Raw genomic sequence first — 20,641 nt, 5'->3', positions numbered from 1 at the left:
CTCAGCGCGCGTTGCGCACGGCCCAGGCCAGGGCGTGATCGGCCACTTCCTGCCAGCCGTCCTGCCCGACGGTGTAGTGGCTGCGGCCGGGGTACTCGCGGTATTCGGTGAGCGCGGACGAGTGCCGGTAGAGGCGGTGGTTGGCCCGGTTCACCGAGGCGGGCACGATGTTGTCGGCTCCACCCGCGACGAACAGCAGCGGCGCGCGGTCGTCGCGGCGTACGTCGACCCTCAGCGGCGAGTTCGGGTCCAGGTTGGCGAAGGCCCCCTGGAACAGGGCACGGGCGGCGGCGGGGACGTGGTAGCGGTCGTACACCTGCCGCGACTGCTCGGCGGTGAGCGTGTTGGTGAACGCGTAATGGAACTGCTCGGGCGTGAACGGCACCGCCCGGCCCCGGTTGGCCGGGTTGCCGAGCACCGGCGACGCGGCCTTGAGCTGGGTGAGCGGGAGCCGGTGGACGCCGCGCACCTGGCCGGAGTTGATCGCGACGCCGGCCGCGCCGAGGCCCCGGCCGAGCAGGATCTGCGTGAGCGCGCCGCCGAACGAGTGGCCCATGATGATCGGCTGCGTGCCCAGGTCGGCGATGATCCGCTCGTAGTGGTCGGCGACCTCGCCGACGCCCAGGCCGGCCAGCGGCGACGGGTCCCGGCGCAGCGCGTCGACGCCGCCCTCCAGGCCGGGCCAGGACGGGGCGAGCACCCGGTAGCCCGCCTCGGTGTAGCGGTCGATCCAGTGCTCCCAGCTCAGCGGAGTCATCCACAGGCCGTGGATCAGCACGATCGTGTCGGGGGCGGTCATGGCCGGTCATCTCCTCGTCTAGTAGACAGAACGGTCTGTCTAGTCTTGAGACTACTCCCGGCCGCAGTCGGCTTTCAAGAGTGGGGAGAACGGTCGTTCTATGAGCTAGGTCATTGCGGTGGGGTACGGGATAGGGTGCGAGTCATGACCGGTTCGGCGCTCGACGCGCTCGTCTCCGCAGGCCTCGACCATCGCGTCATCCGGCACGGGCCGGTGCGCAGCCTCGCCGAGGCGGCGGCCGCCCGGGGCGTGGAGATACCCGACGTGGTGAAGACGATCGTGGTGCGGCGGGGGGACGACGACTTCCTGTTCGTGCTGGTCCCCGGTGACCGGGTGATCTCGTGGCCGAAGCTGCGGGCGCTGCTCGGGGTGTCGCGGCTGTCCATGCCGGACGCGGGCGAGGCCAAGGCCGCCACGGGGTACGAGCGCGGGACGATCACGCCGTACGGGTCGCTCAAGCCGTGGCCGGTGATCGCCGACGAGCGGCTGCGCGGGCGGGAGATCACGCTGGGCGCGGGCGAGCACGGGGTGGCCGTCGCGGTCGACGCCGACGCGGCGATGAGCGGGCTCGACGGCACGTACGCCGACGTCACCGACCCCGAACCGGCGAAGTGAGCCTCCGCCCGACCGACCCGCCTTTCCATCGACGTTGGCCTATTACATCGAATTTGATCTACGTTGGGTCGATGTCATAGGCCAACGTCTACGCGTTCGCATGACGCGCCGGGCAGCTGGCGCCGCCGGCCGCGGCCCAGGCCGACTCCGCAGCTCAGGCTCACGTCGCGTTAAGAAGGTGCCCTTCCTCTACGCGGAGCGATGGGAAGGTGCCCTTCCTTTCTTGAGGGCGTGGGCTAGGCGGGTGATGGCTTCGTCGTGGTGGGCGGGTGGGGCGGCGGCGTAGGTGAGGCGCAGGTGGGGGGCCGGGGGTTCGGCGGCGTACCAGGGGCGGCCGGGGAAGACGATGACGCCCTCGGTGGCGGCGGCGGTGGCGAGGGCCACGTCGTCGGTGCCGTCGGGGAGCGGGGTCCAGAGGTGCAGGCCGCCGCGGGGGACGGCCGGCGGGATCAGGTCGGGCAGGTGGCGGCGTAGCGCGGACAGCAGGGCGTCGCGGCGGTCGCGGAGGGCTGTGCGCAGGGTGCGGCGGTGGCGGGCCCAGGCCGGGGAGGCGACGAACTCCAGGGCGGCCTGCTGGAGTGGGCCGGCCACGTAGAAGTCGTCGAGGAGGCGAGCCGCCCGCAGGCGCGCGCCGGCCGGGCCGCGGGCGCCGATCGCCGCGACGCGCAGGCCGGGAGCGGTCGCCTTGGTGAGCGAGCGCAGGTAGACGACGTGGCCGTCGGGGTCGTCGGCGGCCAGCGGCGGCGGTGCCTCCCCGTCGATGGTGAGGTCGCGGGCGTAGTCGTCCTCGATGAGGAACGCCCCGGCGGTGCGGACGGCCGCGTACACCTCGGCGCGGCGGTGCCCGGCCAGGGTCGCGCCGTGCGGGTTGGCGTACAGCGGCTGGCAGTAGAACAGGCGGGCTCCGGTGCGGGCGAACGCGGCGGCGAGCTGGTCGGGGCGTACGCCGTCGGCATCGGCCGGGACCGGCACCACCCGCAGCCCCGCGGCCCGCGCCGCGGCCAGCGCGCCGAGGTAGGTCGGCGACTCGACGAGCACCGTGTCGCCGGGGGCGGTGAGCGCGCGCAGCGCGGTGGACAGCCCGGCCTGGCCGCCGGCGCAGATCACCATGTCGTCGGCGCGCAGCCCGGCCCCGGCCTCGCGGGCGAACCAGGCCCGCAGGTCTTCACGCCCCTCGACGGGTCCGCGCTGCCACGAGGCGGGCTGGCGGGCGGCGCGGGTCAGCGCCGCGCCCAGTGCGGCGGCGGGCTGCAGGTCCGCGTCGAGGTAGCCGCCGACCAGCGGGATCGCCCCGGCGGGCGGTAACGCCAGTAACGCCTGCAGCTCCTCGTCGCCCGGCGGGCGTACGCCGAGCGCGACGGTCTGCCAGGACAGGTCGGGCACGCCGGGGTCGGCGGGCGGGGCGGCCACGAAGGTGCCCTTGCCGGGCCGTGCCTCGATCACGTTCTGTGCCACCAGCTGCCGGATCGCCTCGGCGACGGTGACCGGGGAGGCCTGGTGGCGGGCGGTCAGCTCGCGTACCGACGGCAGCCGCGCCCCAGGGCCCGCGACGGCGGCGAGCCCGCGCAGATCTTGGATAACGCGGGTCACTGCGTTACCGTTACTCATGACGGACAAGAGTAGCGCTACTGTGCCCTCGACGGTAACAGCGGACCGGGTCGCCGGACTGGCCCTGGGCGCGGTCGGGGTGCTGGCGTTCAGCATGTCGCTGCCGATGACCCGGATCGCCGTGCAGCAGCTCGACCCCTGGTTCGTCGCCTTCGGCCGGGCGGTCGGCGCGGCCCTGCTGGCCCTGGCCTACCTCCGGTTCACCGGCGCGCCCCGCCCCAGCCGCGACCAGTGGCGGCGGCTGGCCGTCGTCGCCCTCGGCGTCGTGGTCGGCTTCCCGCTGTTCACGTCGCTGGCGCTGACCACGCAGACGTCCGCGCACGGGGCCGTCGTGAACACCGTGCTGCCCGCCATGACCGCGATCTTCGCGGTCCTGCGGGCCGGCGAGCGCCCGCCGCCCGCGTTCTGGGCCGCCGGCACGGTGGGCCTGCTGGCGGTGCTGGGCTTTTTGGTCACCAGCGGCGCGGTGCGCGGCGCGCTGACCGTCGCCGACCTGTTCCTGCTGGCCGCGGTCGTGCTGTGCGGGCTCGGGTACGCCGAGGGCGGCGCGCTGTCGCGCGAGCTGGGTGGAGCGCGCACCATCTGCTGGGCGCTGCTGGTGGCGCTGCCGGTCACCGTGCCGGTGACGATCGCCGCCGCGGTGGCCCGTCCCCCGCACGCCGACACCACGGGCTGGACCGCATTCGGCTACCTCACCGCGATCTCCATGTTCCTCGGCTTCTTCGCCTGGTACGCGGGCCTGGCCCGGGGCGGCATCGCCCAGGTCGGCCAGATCCAGCTCGCCCAGCCCGTGCTGACCCTGGGCTGGTCGGCGCTGCTGCTCGGTGAGACGGTTACTCCCGCCTCGATCGGGGCGGCGCTGGTGGTGCTCGCCTGCGTCGTGCTCATCCAGCGCACCCGGGCGAGCACGCCCGCGCCCGCCGTCGGAAAGGTCTGACCATGTACACACCCGCCCACTTCGCCGCCGGCGCGGCCGCCGTCCGCGAGCTGCTGACCGAGCACGGTGCCGCCGACCTGGTCACCGCGACCGCGGACGGCCTGGTCGCGACCACGCTGCCGTTCGTGTACGACCCGGACACCGGCCCGCACGGCGCGCTGCTCGGCCACCTGGCCCGCAACAACGACCAGTGGCGCCGCCCCGTGCTCGGCGAGGCGCTGGCCATCGTGCGCGGCCCGGACGCCTATGTCTCGCCGACCTGGTACGCGGCCAAGGCCGAGCACGGCCGGGTCGTGCCGACCTGGAACTACGCCGTCGTGCACGCGTACGGCGAGCTGGTCGTGCACGACGACCCGGCCTGGACCAGGGCGCTGGTGCGGCGGCTGAGCGACAAGCACGAGGGCCGCCGCCCGGCCCCGTGGTCGGTCGACGACGCCCCGGCCGCGTACGTCACCGGCCAGCTGCGCGCGATCGTCGGGATCGAGCTGCGCATCAACCGCATCGAGGCCAAGTGGAAACTGAGCCAGAACCGCTCGGCGGCCGATGTGGACGGTGTCGTCGCCGGTCTCCGCGCCGACGGCGAGCACGCCGCCGCGGACGCCGTGGACCGGGCCCGGCCCACGGACTAGAGTTCGAGGCCCCCGACAGCGCCACACCCCCGGAGCGCACCCCATGACGCGGTCAACTCGGCTGTTCATCGTCCTCGGCCTGGCGCTGGCGCTGGTGGGCGGCGCGGCCTACGCCGCGGTCCAGGTCACCAGGGACCGGGTGGACGAGGCCATCCCGCAGGTCGACCTGTTCGGTCCGAGCGAGGAGCCGTCGCCGTCGCCGAGCCCGAGCGCCAGCCCCACTCCCCCGGCCGGGGCGGACATCAAGGGCCCGCTGAACATGCTCATCCTCGGCCGGGACACGCGCGAGGAGCAGAAGGGCTCGCCCGCGCACGGCGACGTGGTAATGATCCTGCACATCGACAAGGACCTGACCGGTGCGTACCTCACCTCGCTGCCGCGGGACCTGGTCGTCGACATCCCGGCGTTCGCGCCGTCGCGCTTCCGCGGCGAGCGCAGCAAGCTCACCCACGCCCTGACCTACGGCGCGCGGGTGCCCGGCAACGGGTCGAAGTGGAACATCGCCCAGGGTTTCCAGCTGCTGGCCAAGACGGTCAGCAAGTACACCGGGATCGCCCGGTTCGACGCTGGCGCGGTCATCTCGTTCGGCGGCTACGTCCGGCTGATCAACGCCATCGGCGGCGTCGACATCTACGTCGACCAGAAGGTCGTCTCGATCCACCGCCGCCCCGACGGCGTGCACCGCGCGACCTGCGGCGGCTGCGCGCACGGCTACTCCGGGCCGCGGATGACCTACAACGTCGGCACCCGGCACATGAACGGCTGGATGGCCCTGGACTACGCGCGGCAGCGTTACATCACCGGCAGCGACTACGCCCGCCAGCGCCACCAGCGCCAGCTCATGAAGGCGATGCTGACCAAGGTCCTCAGCGGCGACCTGCTCACCGACCCCACTAAGCTGGACGAGGTGCTCGGCGCGCTCGGCGAGACGTTCACCTTCGACGGCCGCGGCCGCAAACCCAGCGAGTTCGCGTACGCACTGCGCAACATCCGCCCCGCGAACCTGACCCTGGTCGGCCTGCCCGGCAGCGGCGTCTACAGCGGCGGCGCCTACCGCGGCGAACGCCTCGACCCCGTCCAGGCCACCTACTTCACCGCCCTCCGCGCCGACAAGCTCGACGCCTGGACCAAATCCCACCCCAAACTCGTCAACCTCCGCTGACGCTGCAAGGATCGAGGCATGGTGGAGCAGGCGTTGGCCGTGCGCGCGGCGCTCGCGCAGGATGTGCCGGCGATCGTGGCGCTGGTGGAGTCGGCGTACCGCGGGGACAGCAGCCGGGCCGGGTGGACCACCGAGGCCGACATCCTGCAGGGCCAGCGCACCGACGCCGAGGCCGTGGCCGCGCACGTCGCCGACCCGGACAGCGTGGTGCTGCTGGCCGAGCGCGGCGGGGACCTGCTGGCCTGCTGCCACCTGGAACGCCACGACGGCTACGCCTACTTCGGCATGTTCGCGGTGCGCCCGCTGCTGCAGGGCGGCGGCCTGGGCAAGACCGTGATCGCCGAAGCGGAGCGCTTCGCCGCCGACGAGTGGGGCGTGCCCGAGCTGCACATGACCGTCATCTCGGTCCGCGAGGAGCTCATCGCCTGGTACGAACGCCGTGGTTACACGCGCACCGGGCAGACGAGCCCCTTCCCGTACGGCGACGAGCGCTTCGGCCTGCCGCAGCGCGACGACCTCGAATTCGAGCTGCTCGTCAAGAAGATCTAGACGAAGAACTCCTTGAGCACCGGCGCGACCGCCTCCGGCTTGAGCAGGTGCGTCTGCCCCGGCAGGGTCCGGTAGTCGGCACTGGGCAGCGCCCGGGACAGGGCCTCGGCCCCGTTGCGCATGTACTCCGGGCTCTTGCCGCCGTCCATGACCAGCGCCGGAAGCTGCGCACCCGCCCAGCGGGACGCGTCCAGCGGCTTGCCGCGGCCGGTGTCGCCGAGCACCCGGAAGTCGTACGGCAGCGTGTGCGCCACCGCCTTGAGCTTCTTGAAGTTCGGCGTCAGCTTCATGATCGCGACCACGATCCCGGGCACCCCGACCGTCTTCATGAACGTGGTGACCGCGTCGCCGCGGCGGTCCTGCGCGATCATCGCGTCCATCTTGTCCAGGTAGTCGTCGGGCCGGGCCTCGTGCGTGCCGTCGACGATGACCGGCGGCTCGTACACGGCGAGCTTGCGGACGCCGCCCAGCCGCGCGGCGGCGTCGCAGGCCAACACCGCGCCGGAGGAGATGCCGTACACGAAGGCACTGCCCCCGGCCTCCTTGATCAGCGCGTCGAGGTCCTCGACCTCCCGCTCGACCGAGTACGGCGCGGTGTCGCCGCTGCCACCCCGGCCGCGCCGGTCGTAGGTGTAGACGGTGTAGCTGTCGGCCAGCAGCTTCGCCAGCGGCTCGGCCGGGCCCATGGCGCGGTGGCACATGGCTCCGTCGACCAGGATCACCGCCGGGCCTTGTCCGACCCTGCTGTAAGCGATCGCGGTGCCGTCCGCGGAGTCGACGGTGTTCATGGGGTGCTCCTTCTCAGGCATACAACTCGTCCAGCCAGGACTGCCAGGCGGCGGACTCGTCGGTGGGGGTGAAGACGTGGTGCATGGCGACCATCGAGCCGGTGAAGCCGCGCACGAACCGGTACATCGCGTCCGGGGTGCGCACGGCCAGGGTCTGGGCGCTGACGTGGTAGACGGTCGCGGTGCGCGAGACGCCCGCGACGGTGAACGCCGCCTCGTCGCCGGGTTTCGGCGTGTCGGACAGGCCCAGCGCGCCGTGCAGCAGCCGCCAGGCGTGCGGCCAGTCGTCGACCGGCGGGCCGAACACGGTGACCGGGACGGCGGTGCGGCCGAGGAACCAGGTGAGGTATTCGACGAGGGTGCGGTGGAACAGCGCCCCGCCCAGGCCCATCGCCTCGAACTCGTCGGCCCAGTCGTCGCCGGGCAGGAAGCCGCTGGTCACCGTACGCACCACGGCACTGCCGCCGGCCCGGCCCTCGATCAGGAACTCGTACGCCACGAAGCGGCCGTCGGGATCGGGGGCCTCGCCGTACGCCAGGCGGTGTCCGGGCTCCCACGCGGTGATCGGCAGCGTCGGGGTGTACGCCCCGAACGCCGTACTCACCGCGCCGCCGGGACCGGGCGCCACCTCGTTGCGGCCCATGAACCACGAGTCGATGCCCGGACCGGTCGCGATGGCGGCCCAGACCTGCTCCGGGGTCGCGTCGACCGGCAGCTCCTCGACGATCTCGAAATCCTTGCCCATCTCAGTCCTCCTCGGCCGGGCGGGACACGCTCGGGTGCACCGCCACGATGATCCGGTGCTCGCGCCCACCCTCGGCCTGCTCGTCGTGGTACTTGCTCACCAGCGCCGCCACCGCGCCCGCCAGCTCCTCGGCGAACGCGGACCGCTGCGCCGGGCTCGCGAACCGCACCGTGCCGTCCATGGCGAACGTGGCCAGCCGCTTGTTCGCCTTCGCCGCACCGGTCAGCAGCTCGCCGATGTCGCGCACCAGCCGCGCGGCCAGCGCCAGCAGCCAGCGGGCGGACAGCCGGTCGGGCGCGCGGCCCGGGTCGGGCTGCACCGCCGACAGCGCGATCGGTGAGATCACATAGGACGCGGCGGTCGCCTGCAGCACGCGCTCGGTGACGTTGCCCTTGCGCCGCTCCTCGACCAGCTCGACCAGCCCGTGCCGCTCCAGCTCGCGCAGGTGGTAGTTGACCTTCTGCCGGGGCTGGCCGACCTTGGCCGCCAGCGAGGTCGCCGAGCCCGGCTCGACCAGCGCGGCCAGCAGCCGTGCCCGGATCGGATCCAGCGACGCCTCGGCCGCAGCCGGATCGTCGATAACCGCAACATCAAACACCCTCACACCCTCCCACCGACAAATTTTTTTGTCAAGGCACGACCTGCCCGCCCACCCCCTGCCGCAACTTTTAAAGAGTCGCGGCGTCGAGCCTTGCCGGAAGCCGCGAGTTTTTAAGAGTTGCGGCAGGAGGGCGGGGGCGAACCGGGCAGACGTGACCTTCGGCGGGGATGGGAACCTGGCGAAAGTCAGAAATGCCACAGAAGATCACCAGTTCGTAGAGGTATCAGCTACACAGCGTTAGCGTCGAGGGCATGACGAACCCGATCGCCGATATCAGCGTGCCTGAGCTCAGCCGGCAGATCGCGCTGCTGGAGCGTCAGGAGATCGCCCGGGGCGCGCTGGACGTCTGCACCCTCACCATGGACCTGCGCCACAAGTACCGCCGCGCCCTCGTCGCCCGCGACCAGGCCGCGCTGTCCCTCGTTCGGCACGAGAACTGGACCGCCGCCGACGTCGCCGAGGTCATCTGCGGCCATCGCGCCTGCGGTCCGCGCGCCGCGGTCATTCTGGAATGGACCGGGCTGACCACCGACGGCGGCACCGCCCGCGACCTGGCCGAACGCCAGCAGGTCGCGGCGCAGCTGCGCGAGCTGCTGTCCCTGGCCTACGACAAGGCGCTGCGCCTGCTCCCGGCGGCCCCGGTGGACGTGAACCTGCCCGACGACCCCACCGAGCGGCTCGCGTACTGCGCGCACTGGCTGCGTTTCGTGGACGGCTACCGGGCCGCCAACGAGGCCTCGCGCATCCTGTTCGCCGCGATCCTGGCCCACCACCACGGCTGGCCGCTGGCCGACGTCGCCGAGCTGGGCGGGGTGACCACGGACGAGGTCGCCTCGGCGCTGGCGGCGGCGGAGGCGAGCCCGCCGTCCGATGCCGACAGCGGCCTGCTGGCCCAGCTGACCCTGCTCGACCGGGTCCTGGAGCACAACACCGAACGGCTGCTGGCCGTGCGCGAACGCGCGCTGGCCGACAGCCTCGCCGACGGCGTCCCGAAACGCGTCGTCGCCGCCCACATCGGTCTGCCCGAGCAGGAACGCTCCGCCGGCCACGACCTCGAACCCTGCCCCGCCTAAGGCAGAAGGAAGGGCACCTTCACATCGCTCCGCGTTGTAGAAGGTGCCCTTGTCAACGCCTGACGACCGCTGATCAGGGCAGGAGCGGCTTGGCGTAGCAGACGCTCAGCTCCCAGCGGTCGTACGGCGGGTAGTTGGGGATGCGGGTGAAGCCGGCCCGTTCGTAGACGGCGATCGCCTCGGGCTGGCGTACGCCGGTCTCCAGCTTGAAGCGGTGCGCGCCGGTGCGGACCGCGAGCGCCTCGGCCTCGGGCATCAGCCGCCGGGCGATGCCGCGACCGCGCCAGGCGGGGGCGACGTACATGCGCTTGAGCTCCGCCTCGCCGCCGTCGAGCGGCTGCACCGCGCAGCAGCCGATCGCCACACCGTCGGCGAGCACCAGCAGGAAGCGGGCCGCCTCCTTGACCGTCGGGTGCTCGAAGTCGATCTCCTCGGGGTAGAGCGCGTCCAGTTCGGCGCGCATCGCGCCGACCAGCGGTCGCAGCCGCGCATCGTCCGGCGGCACCTCGATGATCTCCATGGTGGCGGTCTCCGTGCTCATCGTTACGCTCCCAGCAGCAGGTCGAGGTGGTTGTCGACGGCCCTGACCAGCAGGTCGGGCGGGTAGAGATCGGGCGTGGCCACCCCGCACAGCGCCAGCCCCTCCAGCAGCGCGACCAGGTTGCGCGCCCGAAGTTCCAGATCATCCGGGGGTACGGCGTACGCGTCGCGCAGCAGCCCGGTCAGCCGCCGGATCCACGACTCGTGCCGGACCACGTGCTCGGCCAGCAGCACCGGATCGGTGCGCGCGGCCATCAGGAAGTAGGCCCAGATGGTCGAGTTCAGCCGCCGCTCCTCGTCGAGCGGCACCCCCTCCTGCAACACGGCGCGCAGCCGATCGCGGGGGCTGTCGAAGTCGCCGAGGGCGTCGATGCGCGCGGCCATGCGCCGGTGCATGACGTCGCGGGCGTGGGTGAGCAGCGCGTTCTTGTCGCGGAAGTAGTGCGCCACGCGGCCCGTGGTGCAGCCGGCGGCGTCGCCGACCGCCCGCAGCGTCAGCCCGTCGAGCCCGTGCTCGCTGACCACGTGCCACACGGCGGCGGACAGCTGCTCGCGGCGCTCGTCGTGATCCACCTGTCGCGGCACGTCCACCCCGTTTCATCACGGCCGTTACGTAACAGCCGTTACGCTACCGACCTCGCCTCCGGCCTGTCCAGGGGTTACGATGCGCACGGCGTGCCCGTACGCCATACCTCCTGACCGGCGCCCCACGCGCGCCGGCGACGCGGGGGCGAAGGTGACCATCTCATCGCGGGCGGGACCGCCTGTGCAGCTGGAAACCCTCATTCAGCGACGGACGCGTCGCCGGCGTGGGAGGGGCGCAGCGCCGTCGCGGAGGACACCGTCATGACTGCACGCAGGAACTTCAAGAAGCTCGTCCGCGAGCGCATGGAGCGCACCGGCGAGAGCTACACCACCGCCGCCCGCCGGCTGGCCGGTCCCGTCGTCACCGCCGCCGGGCAGCACCGCGAATCCGTGCTGGTCGGGCACCTGCTCGCCGCCACCGGGCGGCCGCTGTCCGAGGCCATGGTGTGCGGGCTGGGCGGCGGCATCGGCTTCATGTACGCCGTCTTCGAGTACGACAGCGTGCCCCACCCGCTGCTCACGATCGTCGCCCAGCACCACCCGCAGCCCTGGGCGCCCGCCGTGCTCGACCGGCTCGGCGTGGCGTACCGGCAGACCAACGGGACCTCGGCGAAAGCGGCCGTGGAGCGGCTGCGGGCCGCGCTCGACACCGGGCAGCCCGCGTCGTGCCTGGTCGACCGGGGCCGGCTGCCGTGGCAGCAGCCCGCGCCGTTCAGCGCGGCCGAGCCGTACACCGTCGCGGTCACCGCGCTCACCGGCGACACCGTCACCGTGCTCGACCCGCCCCACGGCACACGGGACCTGTCCCTCGCGGACTTCGCCGCCGCCTGGACGTCCCACCGCCAGGGCCGCCACCAGCTCCTCACGCTCGCGGACGAGCCTGGCCGCGGCGTCGCCGAACCGTCCGACCTGCGGCCGGCCGTACACGACGCGCTGCGCACCACGGTCGCGCACCTCACCGGGCCGGTGCTGGGCAACAGCTTCGACGTCAACTTCGGGTTCTCCGGCATGGCCAAACTCGCCGCCGAGCAACGCGACACCCGTACCCGCAAGGGCTGGGCCAGGCGCTTCGGCGACCCGGCCGGGCACGGGCACGCCATGCGGCGGCTGGCCGACTGCCTGGAGCGGGAGTACACGGCTCCAGGCGCGACCCGGCCGCTGTACGCCGACTTCCTCGACGAGGCTGCGGCGCTGCTCGCCGCACCGGCGCCCGCCGCCGCCGCGCCGCTGTTCCGCGAATCCGGGCAGACCTGGTCGGCGCTCGCCGCCCACGCGGCGGGCGCGGCGTCCGATGACGACCTGCGCGCCTGGTGCGACCACGCCGCCGACCTCGTCGACGCCGCGCTGACCGCCGAACAGGCCGCGATCGGCCACCTCACCGGCGTCTGACGACCCGGCTCCTGCCCGGTCGCCGAGAAACCGGCGCAGACCGGGCAACCGGGCAGGAGTCCGAACCGTGGAAGGACCGTGACCGAACGAACCAAGGCCCTCAGCGAGGGCGACCAGGCGTTTGCGGCCTTCGTCGAGCTCGCCTGGCAACGGCACCTTCGGCTGGCCCTCCTGCTGACCGGTGACCAGTGGCAGGCGGAGGAACTCCTCCAGGACAGCCTGGTCAGGATCTACGAACGCTGGCGCCGGCTGTCGCGAACCGACGACCTGCACGCGTACCTGCGCAAGGTGGTGGTGAACAACCACACCTCGGTGTGGCGCCGCCGGCGCCGGGAGAGCCTCGTCTCCGACGTCCCCGACCGGCCCGGGCCCGTCGGGGAGGTCAGCACGCAGGCTCTGGTGGTACGCGAGGCCCTGCGGGCGCTGCCACCCAGGCAGCGCGCGGTCGTGGTGCTGCGGCACTACGAGGACCTGCCCGAACGTGAGATCGCCCGGGTGCTCGGCTGCTCGCCGGGCACCGTCAAGAGCCAGCACGCCAAGGCCTTGGCCAAGCTCAGGCACTCGATGTCCGAACCGGCAATCCCGAGCATGAGGTGAGGCAGATGAACGATCTCGACGGGCTCTCCGGGAGCCTGCACGAACTGGCCGGCCAGGCCGCCTCGGCACCGCCGACGCAGCGGCTGCTGAACCGTGGCCGGCGCGCCCGCCACCGGCGTACCGCGCTCACCGGCGCGTCGCTGGCCGTCCTGGTGGTGGGCGCGGTGGCCGGGGTCGCCGCCGTGAACCAGCCCCCCGGCGGGGGCCTGACGGCCGAAAACCCACCGGCCTCGGTGGCCGCGGCCGACCCGGGCACGCGACTGGTGGCGGCGATCACGGCGAGCCAGAGCACCAGCTACCGGTTGAAGATCACGACCAGCTCGACCACGACGCCGGGCGCCGACGTCCTGGTCTCCACCGGGGCGTTCGACCCGGCGGCCCGGACCGGTTACCTGCGGACCCCCTTCGGCGGTGACGGGCCCGGTGTGGGTGAGGAGCGCCTGGTCGACGGCGTCCAGTACGCCGGAGAGAGCGGGGAGGACGGGATCATGCACTGGATCCGCCGGCCGGGCATACACGACAGTCTGGGCGGCAGGCCGACGCTGGACGGCCCGCTGGGCGGCACCGCCGACCCCGCGGAGCTGCTCGCGACGCTGGCCCAGGCGGGCGCGGTCGTCACCCAAACCGGGCCGAACCTGCTGCACTTCGAGTACACCGCCCAGGAACTCCAGTCCTACCAGGTCAGCGAGACCGTCACCGGGGACGTGACGCTCGACGCCGAGGGCCGCATCTCGGGCGTCGTCTACGACCGCAACGCCGTCTGGCAGAAGCCCGGCGGCGAACCGGGGCCCGCAGGCACCCACGTGGTCGTCGAGTTCAGCGCCTACGGCACCCCCGTGACCGTGGCCGCGCCCACGGTCGGCTGACCCACTCCACGATCATCGGACTTGCCTGGCACCTGGGCGTATCTTGAGCACGCTCTCGCCCACGTGCCAGGCAAGTCCGTCGATCTTGCGGGCCGCGCCGGCGGCGGGCGCGGTCAGCGGCGGGTCGCGAAGCGGGCCACGGCGGCGAGCACGACGTCGCCGATGCCGCCGCGGGAGCCGTGCCCGGCCCGGTCGACCAGGGTCAGTTCGGCGCCGGGCCAGGCCTGGGCGAGGTTCCAGGCGATGTCGGCCGGGCCGCTGATGTCCAGCCGCCCGTGCACGAGCACCCCCGGGATCCCGGCCAGCCTGCCCGCGTTGGCCTGCAGCTCGCCGTCCTCCAGGAACGCCGCGTTGGCCCAGTAGTGGGTGACCAGCCGGGCGAAGGTCATCCGGAACTCGGGGTCCTCGAATCGCGGGTCGGCCTCGAAGCCGGTGGCGATGGCCACGTGCTGGTCCTCCCAGGTGCACCAGTCCCGTGACGCCTTGTCGCGTACGGCAGGGTCGGGGTCGGCCAGCAGCCGGGCGTAGGCCGCCGCGAGGTCGCCGTCGCGGTCGGCCGCGGGCACGCCGTCGCGGAACCGGGCCCACTCCTCCGGCAGGATGCGCCCCATCTGCCGGGTCACCCAGTCCACCTCCCGGTGGGTGGTGTTGGTGAGGCTGAACAGCACCAGCTCGGAGATCGACGACGGGTGGCGCTGCGCGTAGGCCAGCGCCAGGGTGCAGCCCCAGGACGCACCGAGCACCAGCCAGCGCTCGATGCCCAGGTGGGCGCGCAGCTGTTCGAGGTCGCGGATCAGGTGGTGGGTGGTGTTGACGCTCAGGTCGGTGGCCGGGTCGCCGGCGCTGGGCGTGCTGCGGCCGCAGCCGCGCTGGTCGACGAGCACCACCCGGTAGGCAGCCGGGTCGAAGTAGCGCAGCCAGCCCGGGGTCGCCCCGGAACCGGGTCCGCCGTGCAGCACGACGGCCGGTTTGCCGTCGGGGTTGCCGCAGACCTCCCAGTGCACGAGGTTGCCGTCGCCGACGTCGAGCAGGCCGCTGTCGTACGGCTCGGACTGCGGGTGCATGGCCACCTCCAGGAAATACAACAGTACTGTTATGTTTTTAGCATGACGGCTCTCCCGGACCGCGAAGCGGTCGGCACGCTGCTGCGGCACGTGCTGGAACTGCTCGACGGCGACGTGGCGAAGGTCTACGCCGAACGCGATCTGGCCGACTATCGCCCGCGCTACTCCCCCGTGGTCCGCGCGCTGCTGGCGCAGGGCCCGATGCCGATCCGCGACCTCGCCCGGACCGTCGGCGTCACCCACTCCGCGGCCAGCCAGACCGTGGCCCAGATGAACCGCGCCGGCCTGGTCGACCTGACCCCCGGCCCCGACGCCCGCCAACGCCTGGTCAACCTCACCACCAAGGCACACGACCTGCTCCCGCTGATCACCGCCGAGTGGTCGGCGACCACCACAGCAATGCGCACATTGGACACAGAACTCTCGATCCCCCTGGTCGACCTCCTCACCGAACTCACCACCGCCCTCACCCACCGCCCCTTCCGCCAACGCATCGCCGACGCCGGCCTCCCCACCCCACCCCCACCACCCCCACCACCCCAAGATCAAGACGATCTTGCGTGAACTGTTGCCCAGATGACCGGAACGGGCGTGTCGCACCCACGGTTCACGCAAGATCGTCGGGGTGAAGTCGAGGCGGGTGCTAGGTGGGGCGGGTGATAGTGGGGAGGTGACGATGGTGGCGGTGTTGCTGTATCCGGGGTTTACGGCGCTGGATGCGGTGGGGCCGTATGAGGTGCTGGCGCGGTTGCCGGACACCAGGGTGGTGTTCGTGGGGCGGCAGGCGGGGCCGGTGGTCGCTGATACCGGGGCGTTGACCATGGTTGCCGAGCAGGCGATGGACGAGGTGCCTGAGCCGGATGTGGTCGTGATTCCGGGCGGGTTGCAGGGGTCCTTCGCGGCGGCCGCCGATGCGGGGTATGTCGAGTGGGTGCATACCGCGCATGTGACTTCGAGTTGGACCACCTCGGTGTGCACGGGGGCGCTGATGCTCGGGGCGGCGGGGATTCTGCGCGGGCAGACCGCGACGACGCATTGGGCGGCCAAGGATTACCTGGCTCGGTACGGGGCGACGTACGTGGCGGAGCGGGTGGTGGAGAACGATCGTGTGATCACGGCGGCGGGGGTGTCGGCGGGGATCGACATGGGGTTGCGGCTGGCGGCGCATCTGGCCGGTCCGGCGGTGGCGGAGGCGGTGCAGCTGGCGATCGAGTACGACCCGCAGCCGCCGTACCGCGCGGGATCGCTGCGCACGGCGTCGCCGGAGGCCGTGCAGCTCGCCGTTGATCTGATGCGGGCCGAGACGCTGCCCTGACGGCCGCCGGCGTCCCTTGCCCGGGGCAGGGACGCCGGCGGGAGGTCGTCAGCTCTCCAGGGCCGGTTCGGCTGCCACCCGGGCGGGCCGGACCAGGTAGCCGAAGGCCGCGGCGGTGAAGAACATGATGATGCTGTACACGGCGGCCGGCACCGCCAGGGCCGTGCTCGCGAGCAGCGTCGTGGCGATGAAGATGGCCAGCGTGCCGTTGTGGATGCCGATCTCCATCGCGGCGGCGACCGAGTCGGCGCGGTCGAGCCCGGCCAGGCGCGGCAGGAAGTAGCCGACGCCCAGGCTGATGACGTTGAACAGCAGCGCGACCAGGCCCGCGTCGGCGAAGTAGTCGGCGATGTTGTCCCGCTCCGACACCAGCGTGCCGATGATGACGAGCACCAGCACCACCACGGACAGGATGCGTACCGGGCGGTGCATCCGGTCGGCGAAGTCGACCGAGCGGCTGCGGATGAACATGCCGATCGCCACCGGGATCAGCACGATCGCGAACACCTGCAGCGACTTGCCGAACTGCAGCCCGATCTGGTCGGTGCCGGACAGGAAGTGGTTCAGCGCGAAGTTCACCACCAGCGGCAGCGTGAAGATCGCCAGTACCGAGTTCACCGCGGTCAGCGTGACGTTGAGCGCCACGTTGCCGCCGAACAGGTGGCTGTACAGGTTGGCGGTGGTGCCGCCGGGCGACGCGGCCAGCAGCATCATGCCCGCCGCCAGGGTCGGATCCAGGTCCAGGAGCAGGACCAGCCCGAAACACACCGCGGGCAGCAGCAGCACCTGGCACACCAGCGCCACCAGCACCGCTTTCGGGAACACCACGATCCGCTTGAAGTCGGCGACGGTGAGCCCGAGGCCGAGGCCGAGCATCACGATGCCGAGGGCGACGGGCAGGAACACCTGGGTCAGCACTGAATCCATAGCCGAGGATTCTTCATGGCCTGTGACCGGCACCACATCAGCCGGACAGCCGACCTCCCCCGCCCACCCCCGCAGGGGCGGGCGGGGAGAGGGTCAGAGGGCTCGGCGGAGCCATTCTTCGACACCGGCGACGTGGATGAGGGCCCAGGACTGGGCCAGTTCCGGGCGGCGAGCGGTGATCGCGTCGAGGATGGCCAGGTGCTGCTCGCGGGTGCGTTCGACGGCCTTGTCCTGGGTGAGGCCGCGCCAGATGCGGGCGCGGGTGGTCGGGCCGGACATGCCGTCGATCAGCGAGCACAGCACCGCGTTGCCGGTGCCCGCCGCGATCAGCCGGTGGAACTCCAGGTCGTTGGCAACCAGCTCCTCCATGGACGCGTCGGGACCGATCTCCTCGACGATCGCGGCGAGCTTGGCGATGTCCTCCTCGGTCATCCGCTGCGCGGCCAGCGCCGCGGCGGCCGGTTCGAGGATGCGGCGCATCTCCAGGAACTGCAGCACCGTGTCGTCGCGGTGGAAGTCGACGACGAACGTCAGCGCCTCCAGCAGCAGCCCGGGTTCGAGGCTGGTCACGTACGTGCCGTCGCCCTGGCGGACGTCGAGGACCCGGATCAGGGACAGGGCGCGTACGGCCTCGCGCAGCGAGTTGCGGGACAGGCCCAGCCGTTCGGCGAGGTCGGCCTCCTTGGGCAGCTTGTCGCCGGGGCGCAGCGCGCCCGACAGGATCATCTCTTTGATCTTCTCGATGGCCTCGTCGGTCAGTGCCATGGTGTGCTCCCTGGTGCGCTGAGCGGGGCGGTGGGGAGTTTCTCGCGGACTCCGAGCCCGAAGCCGTTCGGGTCAAGGGCGAACCGGTACGCCTGCACCACGAAACCAGCCCGGCGGCTCGAACCTCTTCACGCCCCGCCGACCTCAGACACACCGACCCGCCCACCGCACGAAGATCGCCCAACGCAGGCAGGCAGCAGGCGAAACCACATACCGACAATACATGTCGCTACATGACCGCATTCAGCGGCCGAACCCGCAGCGGTCACCAACCCCACTTCGACCTCAGGCAGGCATCACATGCGACGACGGCGTACTGCCGCAGTACCGCCGCGACCAGCCGGGCCGCCCCGGCTTCGCAAGCCTGCGACCTGGGGATGTGCGGTGAAAACCCGGCGACGGGGTGGACGGGCGGCGGTAGGGTCCGCGGCGTGGGACGAATCGTGACGCTGGTGCTGGTGGACCCGGCCGGGACCGTGCTGGGGGCGCTGCCGCCGTACGACGTGGAAGTGCCCTGGTGGCAGGAGGTCGCCGAGGTCGTCGCCGGGGCACGTCAGCACCACGGCGTCGACGTGACCGTGTTGCGCCTGCTCCACGCCGAGCTGGCCGCCCCGCCCGGCGGCAAGGTCACCTACCTGGCCGAGGTCGCCGGTGACCCCGGCCCGGTCCGCCCGGCCGCCGCCGCCCTCGTGCCGCACCCGCGCCGCGCCCCGTACGCCGAGATCGGCGGCCCCGCCGCCAGCCTCGCCTGGGCCGCCGACGCCCTGGCCGCCCAAGGTCGGACCGTCACCGCCGCCGCGCAGCAGCGCACCTGGAACCTGTCCACGATCTGGCGGCTGGAGACCGACACCACGCCGGTGTGGCTCAAGCAGGTCCCTGATTTCTTCGCGCACGAGCCCGCCGTGCTGCGCTGGCTGGACGAGCACTGCCCCGGCATCGCGCCCGCCCCGCTCGCCGCCGACGGCGGCCGGATGCTGCTCGACGACCTGCCCGGCACCGACCGCTACAGCGCGGCCGCCGACGAGCGGCTCCGTATGCTGCCCCTCCTGCACACCGTCCAGGTCACCGCGGCGGAACGGGTCGGCGACCTGCTCGCCCTGGGCGTGCCCGACCAGCGGCCGCCGCGACTGGCCGAACGCCTGCGTGCCGTCGCCACCCGCGACGCCGCGCCCGGCGAGCGGCTGGCGGCCCTGCTCGACGGGCTGGACGAGCGGCTGGACCGGCTCACCGCCTGCGGGCTGCCGGACACCCTCGTGCACGGGGACTTCCACCCCGGCAACGTGCGCGGCACCGCCGAGCGGCTGCACGTCATCGACTGGGGCGACGCCGTGCTCGGGCACCCGGCGATCGACCTGCTGCGGATGACCGAGCGGCTCGCCGACCCGGAGCCGCTGCGGCAGGCGTGGAGCCGCGGCTGGCGGGCGGCCGTGCCCGGGTGCGAGCCCGAGCGGTCGCTGGAGCTGATCGAGCCGCTGGTCGCGTTGCGCAACGCCGCCGCGTACGCCGGCTTCCTCGAAGCCATCGAACCGTCCGAGTGGCCGTACCACGCCGACGACGTGCCGTACTGGCTGGCCCAGGCCGCCGCCTGAGCGCCGCCGAACCCGCCGCGCCCGCCCCGCGCCGGTGCCATGATCCGAGGTGGTGGGCGATCTCTACCCCATCCGGCTGGTCCCGAAGGAACCGAACAGTGCTCACGGAACGTTTGGGCGATGCGGCAGGATGTTCCGCGATGTGTGGATCTGGGGAGCGGGGTAGGCGGCGATGAGCCTGAGCACGATGGCGCGCAGGAGCGCGATGGCACTGGTGCTGGCGGTGGTCGCACCGCTGGCGCTGACCGCGTGTTCGAAGGACGGCGACGAGTCGCCCTCTTTCGTGACGCCCACGCAGTCGGCCCCGGTGCCCGCGCCGGCGAGCACGGAACCGCTGGCGCTGGCGGTCACGCCCGCCGAGGCGGCGAAGAACCAGCCGGTGAGCGCCGAGATCGGCACCAAGGTCAGCGGCGGCGAGGTGAAGTCGGTGACGATGACCGACTCGGCCGGCGGCAAGGTCGCGGGCAGCATGCGCGCCGACGGCTCGTCGTGGGTGCCGGCCAAGCCGCTCAAGTACGGCAAGAAGTACTCGGCGACGGTCGTCGCGGTCGGCCCGGACGGCACGACCATGGAGAAGAAGACGTCGTTCACGACGATGGGCAAGCCGGGCAAGACGACCGGCGCGGGCCTGTACCTGTTCTCCGACCGCACGTACGGCGTGGCGATGCCGGTGGTCATCGAGTTCACCAAGCCGGTGCCGGTGTCGGCGCGGGCCGCCGTGGAGCGCCGTCTGTTCGTCAAGGTGGAGCCGCCGCAGCCGGGGATCTGGCACTGGTCGAGCTCGCTGCAGGTGATGTACCGCGGCCCGCAGTACTGGCAGACCGGCACGAAGATCACCGTGCGGGCGGCGCTGGAGGGCGTGCCGATGGGCGACGGCCGCTACGGCGACGCCGACCGCTCGGGCGTCGGCAACATCGCCAAGGAGAAGATCGAGCTGATCGTCGACAACGCGAACAAGCGCATGCAGGTGTTCAAGAACGACACGGTGGTCAAGACGATTCCGGTCAGCCTGGGCAAGACGAAGACCCCGTCGTCGTCCGGAACCATGGTGATCATGGACAAGCAGCGCAAGACGGTCTTCGACACCACCGACGACCCGGGCAACGTCGACCGCTACGTCGTCAACATCGAGTACGCCCAGCGCCTGACCTGGGGTGGCGAGTACATCCACGCCGCGCCGTGGTCGGTGCAGCACCAGGGCGTACGCAACGTGTCGCACGGCTGCGTGAACGTGTCCACGGCCAACGCCGTGTACCTGTTCAACCTGACCAGTATCGGCACGCCGGTCACCGTGAAGGGCACCGAGCGCAAGATCAAGCCCGCCAACGGCTGGACAGCCTGGTCCGTGGGCTGGGAGGACTACATGAAGGGCAGCGCCCTGCCGATCCCGCCGGAGCTGGCCGCGCTCGGCTCGCCCGACCCGTCCGCGTCGGCGCAGCCGTCGCCGAGCGTCTCCCCGACGGCGTGACCCGGGCCACCTGACTTTCGTCATACGCAG

General features: G+C 72.2%; 23 protein-coding genes. 13 read left to right on the top strand and 10 right to left on the bottom strand.

The genetic code is table 11. From position 1 onward, the window contains the following. Nucleotide 1 precedes the first annotated feature (1 nt). Nucleotides 2–799 (bottom strand): alpha/beta hydrolase, encoded by a 798-nt coding sequence (locus tag Cco03nite_RS22120; RefSeq protein WP_203694086.1) that lies wholly within the window; start codon nucleotides 797–799, stop codon nucleotides 2–4. 144 nt (nucleotides 800–943) lie between these two features. Between Cco03nite_RS22120 and Cco03nite_RS22115 the strand changes: the two genes are divergently transcribed. Further along, on the top strand, nucleotides 944–1,414 hold the full coding sequence (locus Cco03nite_RS22115) for an aminoacyl-tRNA deacylase (protein ID WP_203694085.1): 471 nt from the start codon (nucleotides 944–946) through the stop codon (nucleotides 1,412–1,414). Nucleotides 1,415–1,603: 189 nt separating this feature from the next. Here Cco03nite_RS22115 and Cco03nite_RS22110 read toward each other — a convergent pair whose 3' ends face one another. Continuing rightward, nucleotides 1,604–3,022: an aminotransferase-like domain-containing protein gene (locus tag Cco03nite_RS22110; RefSeq protein WP_203694084.1), complete on the bottom strand. Its 1,419-nt coding sequence runs from the start codon at nucleotides 3,020–3,022 to the stop codon at nucleotides 1,604–1,606. On the opposite strand from Cco03nite_RS22110, the gene Cco03nite_RS22105 reads away from it, so the two are divergent. From Cco03nite_RS22105 to Cco03nite_RS22090, 4 genes are read left to right on the top strand one after another with little or no spacing between them, the layout of a single operon-like run. After that, the gene (locus Cco03nite_RS22105; RefSeq protein ID WP_203694083.1) at nucleotides 3,021–3,959 is read left to right on the top strand and encodes a DMT family transporter; all 939 of its coding nucleotides are present in this window, start codon (nucleotides 3,021–3,023) and stop codon (nucleotides 3,957–3,959) included. The two genes, Cco03nite_RS22110 and Cco03nite_RS22105, sit on opposite strands and share 2 nt — an antisense overlap. 2 nt (nucleotides 3,960–3,961) lie before the next feature. Next, a complete protein-coding gene (locus tag Cco03nite_RS22100; protein WP_203694082.1) occupies nucleotides 3,962–4,588 on the top strand; it encodes an FMN-binding negative transcriptional regulator in 627 nt (208 codons plus the stop codon). Nucleotides 4,589–4,631: 43 nt separating this feature from the next. Then, nucleotides 4,632–5,750, top strand: a complete 1,119-nt coding sequence (locus Cco03nite_RS22095; RefSeq protein ID WP_203694081.1) for an LCP family protein — start codon at nucleotides 4,632–4,634, stop codon at nucleotides 5,748–5,750. Between the two features lie 18 nt (nucleotides 5,751–5,768). Next, the gene (locus tag Cco03nite_RS22090) at nucleotides 5,769–6,299 is read left to right on the top strand and encodes a GNAT family N-acetyltransferase (RefSeq protein WP_203694080.1); all 531 of its coding nucleotides are present in this window, start codon (nucleotides 5,769–5,771) and stop codon (nucleotides 6,297–6,299) included. Here Cco03nite_RS22090 and Cco03nite_RS22085 read toward each other — a convergent pair. The 3 genes from Cco03nite_RS22085 to Cco03nite_RS22075 are packed head-to-tail and all read right to left on the bottom strand — an operon-like array spanning nucleotide 6,296 to nucleotide 8,430. After that, nucleotides 6,296–7,087, bottom strand: a complete 792-nt coding sequence (locus Cco03nite_RS22085; RefSeq protein ID WP_203694079.1) for an alpha/beta fold hydrolase — start codon at nucleotides 7,085–7,087, stop codon at nucleotides 6,296–6,298. The genes Cco03nite_RS22090 and Cco03nite_RS22085 overlap by 4 nt on opposite strands. Nucleotides 7,088–7,100: 13 nt before the next feature. Continuing rightward, the gene (locus Cco03nite_RS22080) at nucleotides 7,101–7,832 is read right to left on the bottom strand and encodes an SRPBCC family protein (protein WP_203694078.1); all 732 of its coding nucleotides are present in this window, start codon (nucleotides 7,830–7,832) and stop codon (nucleotides 7,101–7,103) included. Between the two features lies 1 nt (nucleotide 7,833). Beyond that, entirely contained in the window at nucleotides 7,834–8,430 is a 597-nt protein-coding gene (locus tag Cco03nite_RS22075) for a winged helix-turn-helix domain-containing protein (protein WP_203694077.1), read from the bottom strand. Between the two features lie 254 nt (nucleotides 8,431–8,684). Between Cco03nite_RS22075 and Cco03nite_RS22070 the strand changes: the two genes are divergently transcribed. Next, nucleotides 8,685–9,506 (top strand): hypothetical protein, encoded by an 822-nt coding sequence (locus Cco03nite_RS22070; protein ID WP_203694076.1) that lies wholly within the window; start codon nucleotides 8,685–8,687, stop codon nucleotides 9,504–9,506. Nucleotides 9,507–9,579: 73 nt separating this feature from the next. On the opposite strand, the gene Cco03nite_RS22065 is transcribed toward Cco03nite_RS22070, so the two are convergent. Continuing rightward, complete coding sequence (locus Cco03nite_RS22065; protein WP_203694075.1) at nucleotides 9,580–10,047, bottom strand: GNAT family N-acetyltransferase; 468 nt, start codon at nucleotides 10,045–10,047, stop codon at nucleotides 9,580–9,582. Nucleotides 10,048–10,049: 2 nt separating this feature from the next. After that, on the bottom strand, nucleotides 10,050–10,631 hold the full coding sequence (locus tag Cco03nite_RS22060) for a TetR/AcrR family transcriptional regulator (RefSeq protein WP_203694074.1): 582 nt from the start codon (nucleotides 10,629–10,631) through the stop codon (nucleotides 10,050–10,052). A gap of 261 nt (nucleotides 10,632–10,892) precedes the next feature. Here Cco03nite_RS22060 and Cco03nite_RS22055 point away from each other — a divergent pair, with 261 nt between their 5' ends. The 3 genes from Cco03nite_RS22055 to Cco03nite_RS22045 all read left to right on the top strand — a co-directional run bounded on the left by Cco03nite_RS22055 (nucleotide 10,893) and on the right by Cco03nite_RS22045 (nucleotide 13,483). After that, nucleotides 10,893–12,020 carry a BtrH N-terminal domain-containing protein gene (locus Cco03nite_RS22055; protein ID WP_203694073.1) on the top strand — a complete coding sequence of 376 codons (1,128 nt, stop codon included), beginning with the start codon at nucleotides 10,893–10,895 and terminating at the stop codon, nucleotides 12,018–12,020. A 78-nt stretch (nucleotides 12,021–12,098) separates the two neighbouring features. Continuing rightward, a complete protein-coding gene (locus Cco03nite_RS22050) occupies nucleotides 12,099–12,617 on the top strand; it encodes a SigE family RNA polymerase sigma factor (protein WP_203694072.1) in 519 nt (172 codons plus the stop codon). Nucleotides 12,618–12,622: 5 nt separating this feature from the next. Beyond that, on the top strand, nucleotides 12,623–13,483 hold the full coding sequence (locus tag Cco03nite_RS22045) for a hypothetical protein (RefSeq protein ID WP_203694071.1): 861 nt from the start codon (nucleotides 12,623–12,625) through the stop codon (nucleotides 13,481–13,483). Between the two features lie 113 nt (nucleotides 13,484–13,596). On the opposite strand, the gene pip is transcribed toward Cco03nite_RS22045, so the two are convergent. Next, entirely contained in the window at nucleotides 13,597–14,547 is a 951-nt protein-coding gene (pip, locus tag Cco03nite_RS22040) for a prolyl aminopeptidase (RefSeq protein ID WP_203694070.1), read from the bottom strand. A 42-nt stretch (nucleotides 14,548–14,589) separates the two neighbouring features. Between pip and Cco03nite_RS22035 the strand changes: the two genes are divergently transcribed. Then, nucleotides 14,590–15,111 (top strand): MarR family winged helix-turn-helix transcriptional regulator, encoded by a 522-nt coding sequence (locus Cco03nite_RS22035; protein WP_203694069.1) that lies wholly within the window; start codon nucleotides 14,590–14,592, stop codon nucleotides 15,109–15,111. Nucleotides 15,112–15,223: 112 nt separating this feature from the next. After that, nucleotides 15,224–15,862, top strand: coding sequence for a DJ-1/PfpI family protein (locus Cco03nite_RS22030; RefSeq protein ID WP_239167569.1), 639 nt, complete (start codon nucleotides 15,224–15,226; stop codon nucleotides 15,860–15,862). Nucleotides 15,863–15,910: 48 nt separating this feature from the next. Here Cco03nite_RS22030 and Cco03nite_RS22025 read toward each other — a convergent pair whose 3' ends face one another. Beyond that, complete coding sequence (locus Cco03nite_RS22025; RefSeq protein ID WP_275412069.1) at nucleotides 15,911–16,822, bottom strand: bile acid:sodium symporter family protein; 912 nt, start codon at nucleotides 16,820–16,822, stop codon at nucleotides 15,911–15,913. A gap of 60 nt (nucleotides 16,823–16,882) precedes the next feature. Beyond that, on the bottom strand, nucleotides 16,883–17,554 hold the full coding sequence (locus tag Cco03nite_RS22020; RefSeq protein WP_203694066.1) for a FadR/GntR family transcriptional regulator: 672 nt from the start codon (nucleotides 17,552–17,554) through the stop codon (nucleotides 16,883–16,885). A gap of 431 nt (nucleotides 17,555–17,985) precedes the next feature. Here Cco03nite_RS22020 and Cco03nite_RS22015 point away from each other — a divergent pair, with 431 nt between their 5' ends. After that, nucleotides 17,986–19,143, top strand: coding sequence for a phosphotransferase family protein (locus tag Cco03nite_RS22015; RefSeq protein WP_203694065.1), 1,158 nt, complete (start codon nucleotides 17,986–17,988; stop codon nucleotides 19,141–19,143). Nucleotides 19,144–19,330: 187 nt separating this feature from the next. Next, nucleotides 19,331–20,611 carry an Ig-like domain-containing protein gene (locus Cco03nite_RS22010; protein WP_203694064.1) on the top strand — a complete coding sequence of 427 codons (1,281 nt, stop codon included), beginning with the start codon at nucleotides 19,331–19,333 and terminating at the stop codon, nucleotides 20,609–20,611. Nucleotides 20,612–20,641: the final 30 nt, after the last annotated feature.

It is taken from the genome of Catellatospora coxensis (genome assembly GCF_016862635.1).
GTDB classification, from domain to species: domain Bacteria; phylum Actinomycetota; class Actinomycetes; order Mycobacteriales; family Micromonosporaceae; genus Catellatospora; species Catellatospora coxensis.
The sequence above is the reverse complement of the archived record's forward strand: the minus strand, read 5'-3'. Positions and strand labels throughout refer to the sequence as shown.

Bases quoted from the DNA above. Each gene is read 5' to 3' on its own strand.
- Cco03nite_RS22120 (WP_203694086.1), bottom strand. From the start codon at position 799: ATGACCGCCCCCGACACGATCGTGCTGATCCACGGCCTGTGGATGACT.
- Cco03nite_RS22115 (WP_203694085.1), top strand. From the start codon at position 944: ATGACCGGTTCGGCGCTCGACGCGCTCGTCTCCGCAGGCCTCGACCAT.
- Cco03nite_RS22105 (WP_203694083.1), top strand. From the start codon at position 3,021: ATGACGGACAAGAGTAGCGCTACTGTGCCCTCGACGGTAACAGCGGAC.
- Cco03nite_RS22110 (WP_203694084.1), bottom strand. From the start codon at position 3,022: ATGAGTAACGGTAACGCAGTGACCCGCGTTATCCAAGATCTGCGCGGG.
- Cco03nite_RS22100 (WP_203694082.1), top strand. From the start codon at position 3,962: ATGTACACACCCGCCCACTTCGCCGCCGGCGCGGCCGCCGTCCGCGAG.
- Cco03nite_RS22095 (WP_203694081.1), top strand. From the start codon at position 4,632: ATGACGCGGTCAACTCGGCTGTTCATCGTCCTCGGCCTGGCGCTGGCG.
- Cco03nite_RS22090 (WP_203694080.1), top strand. From the start codon at position 5,769: ATGGTGGAGCAGGCGTTGGCCGTGCGCGCGGCGCTCGCGCAGGATGTG.
- Cco03nite_RS22085 (WP_203694079.1), bottom strand. From the start codon at position 7,087: ATGAACACCGTCGACTCCGCGGACGGCACCGCGATCGCTTACAGCAGG.
- Cco03nite_RS22080 (WP_203694078.1), bottom strand. From the start codon at position 7,832: ATGGGCAAGGATTTCGAGATCGTCGAGGAGCTGCCGGTCGACGCGACC.
- Cco03nite_RS22070 (WP_203694076.1), top strand. From the start codon at position 8,685: ATGACGAACCCGATCGCCGATATCAGCGTGCCTGAGCTCAGCCGGCAG.
- Cco03nite_RS22065 (WP_203694075.1), bottom strand. From the start codon at position 10,047: ATGAGCACGGAGACCGCCACCATGGAGATCATCGAGGTGCCGCCGGAC.
- Cco03nite_RS22055 (WP_203694073.1), top strand. From the start codon at position 10,893: ATGACTGCACGCAGGAACTTCAAGAAGCTCGTCCGCGAGCGCATGGAG.
- Cco03nite_RS22045 (WP_203694071.1), top strand. From the start codon at position 12,623: ATGAACGATCTCGACGGGCTCTCCGGGAGCCTGCACGAACTGGCCGGC.
- pip (WP_203694070.1), bottom strand. From the start codon at position 14,547: ATGCACCCGCAGTCCGAGCCGTACGACAGCGGCCTGCTCGACGTCGGC.
- Cco03nite_RS22035 (WP_203694069.1), top strand. From the start codon at position 14,590: ATGACGGCTCTCCCGGACCGCGAAGCGGTCGGCACGCTGCTGCGGCAC.
- Cco03nite_RS22030 (WP_239167569.1), top strand. From the start codon at position 15,224: ATGGTGGCGGTGTTGCTGTATCCGGGGTTTACGGCGCTGGATGCGGTG.
- Cco03nite_RS22020 (WP_203694066.1), bottom strand. From the start codon at position 17,554: ATGGCACTGACCGACGAGGCCATCGAGAAGATCAAAGAGATGATCCTG.
- Cco03nite_RS22010 (WP_203694064.1), top strand. From the start codon at position 19,331: ATGGCGCGCAGGAGCGCGATGGCACTGGTGCTGGCGGTGGTCGCACCG.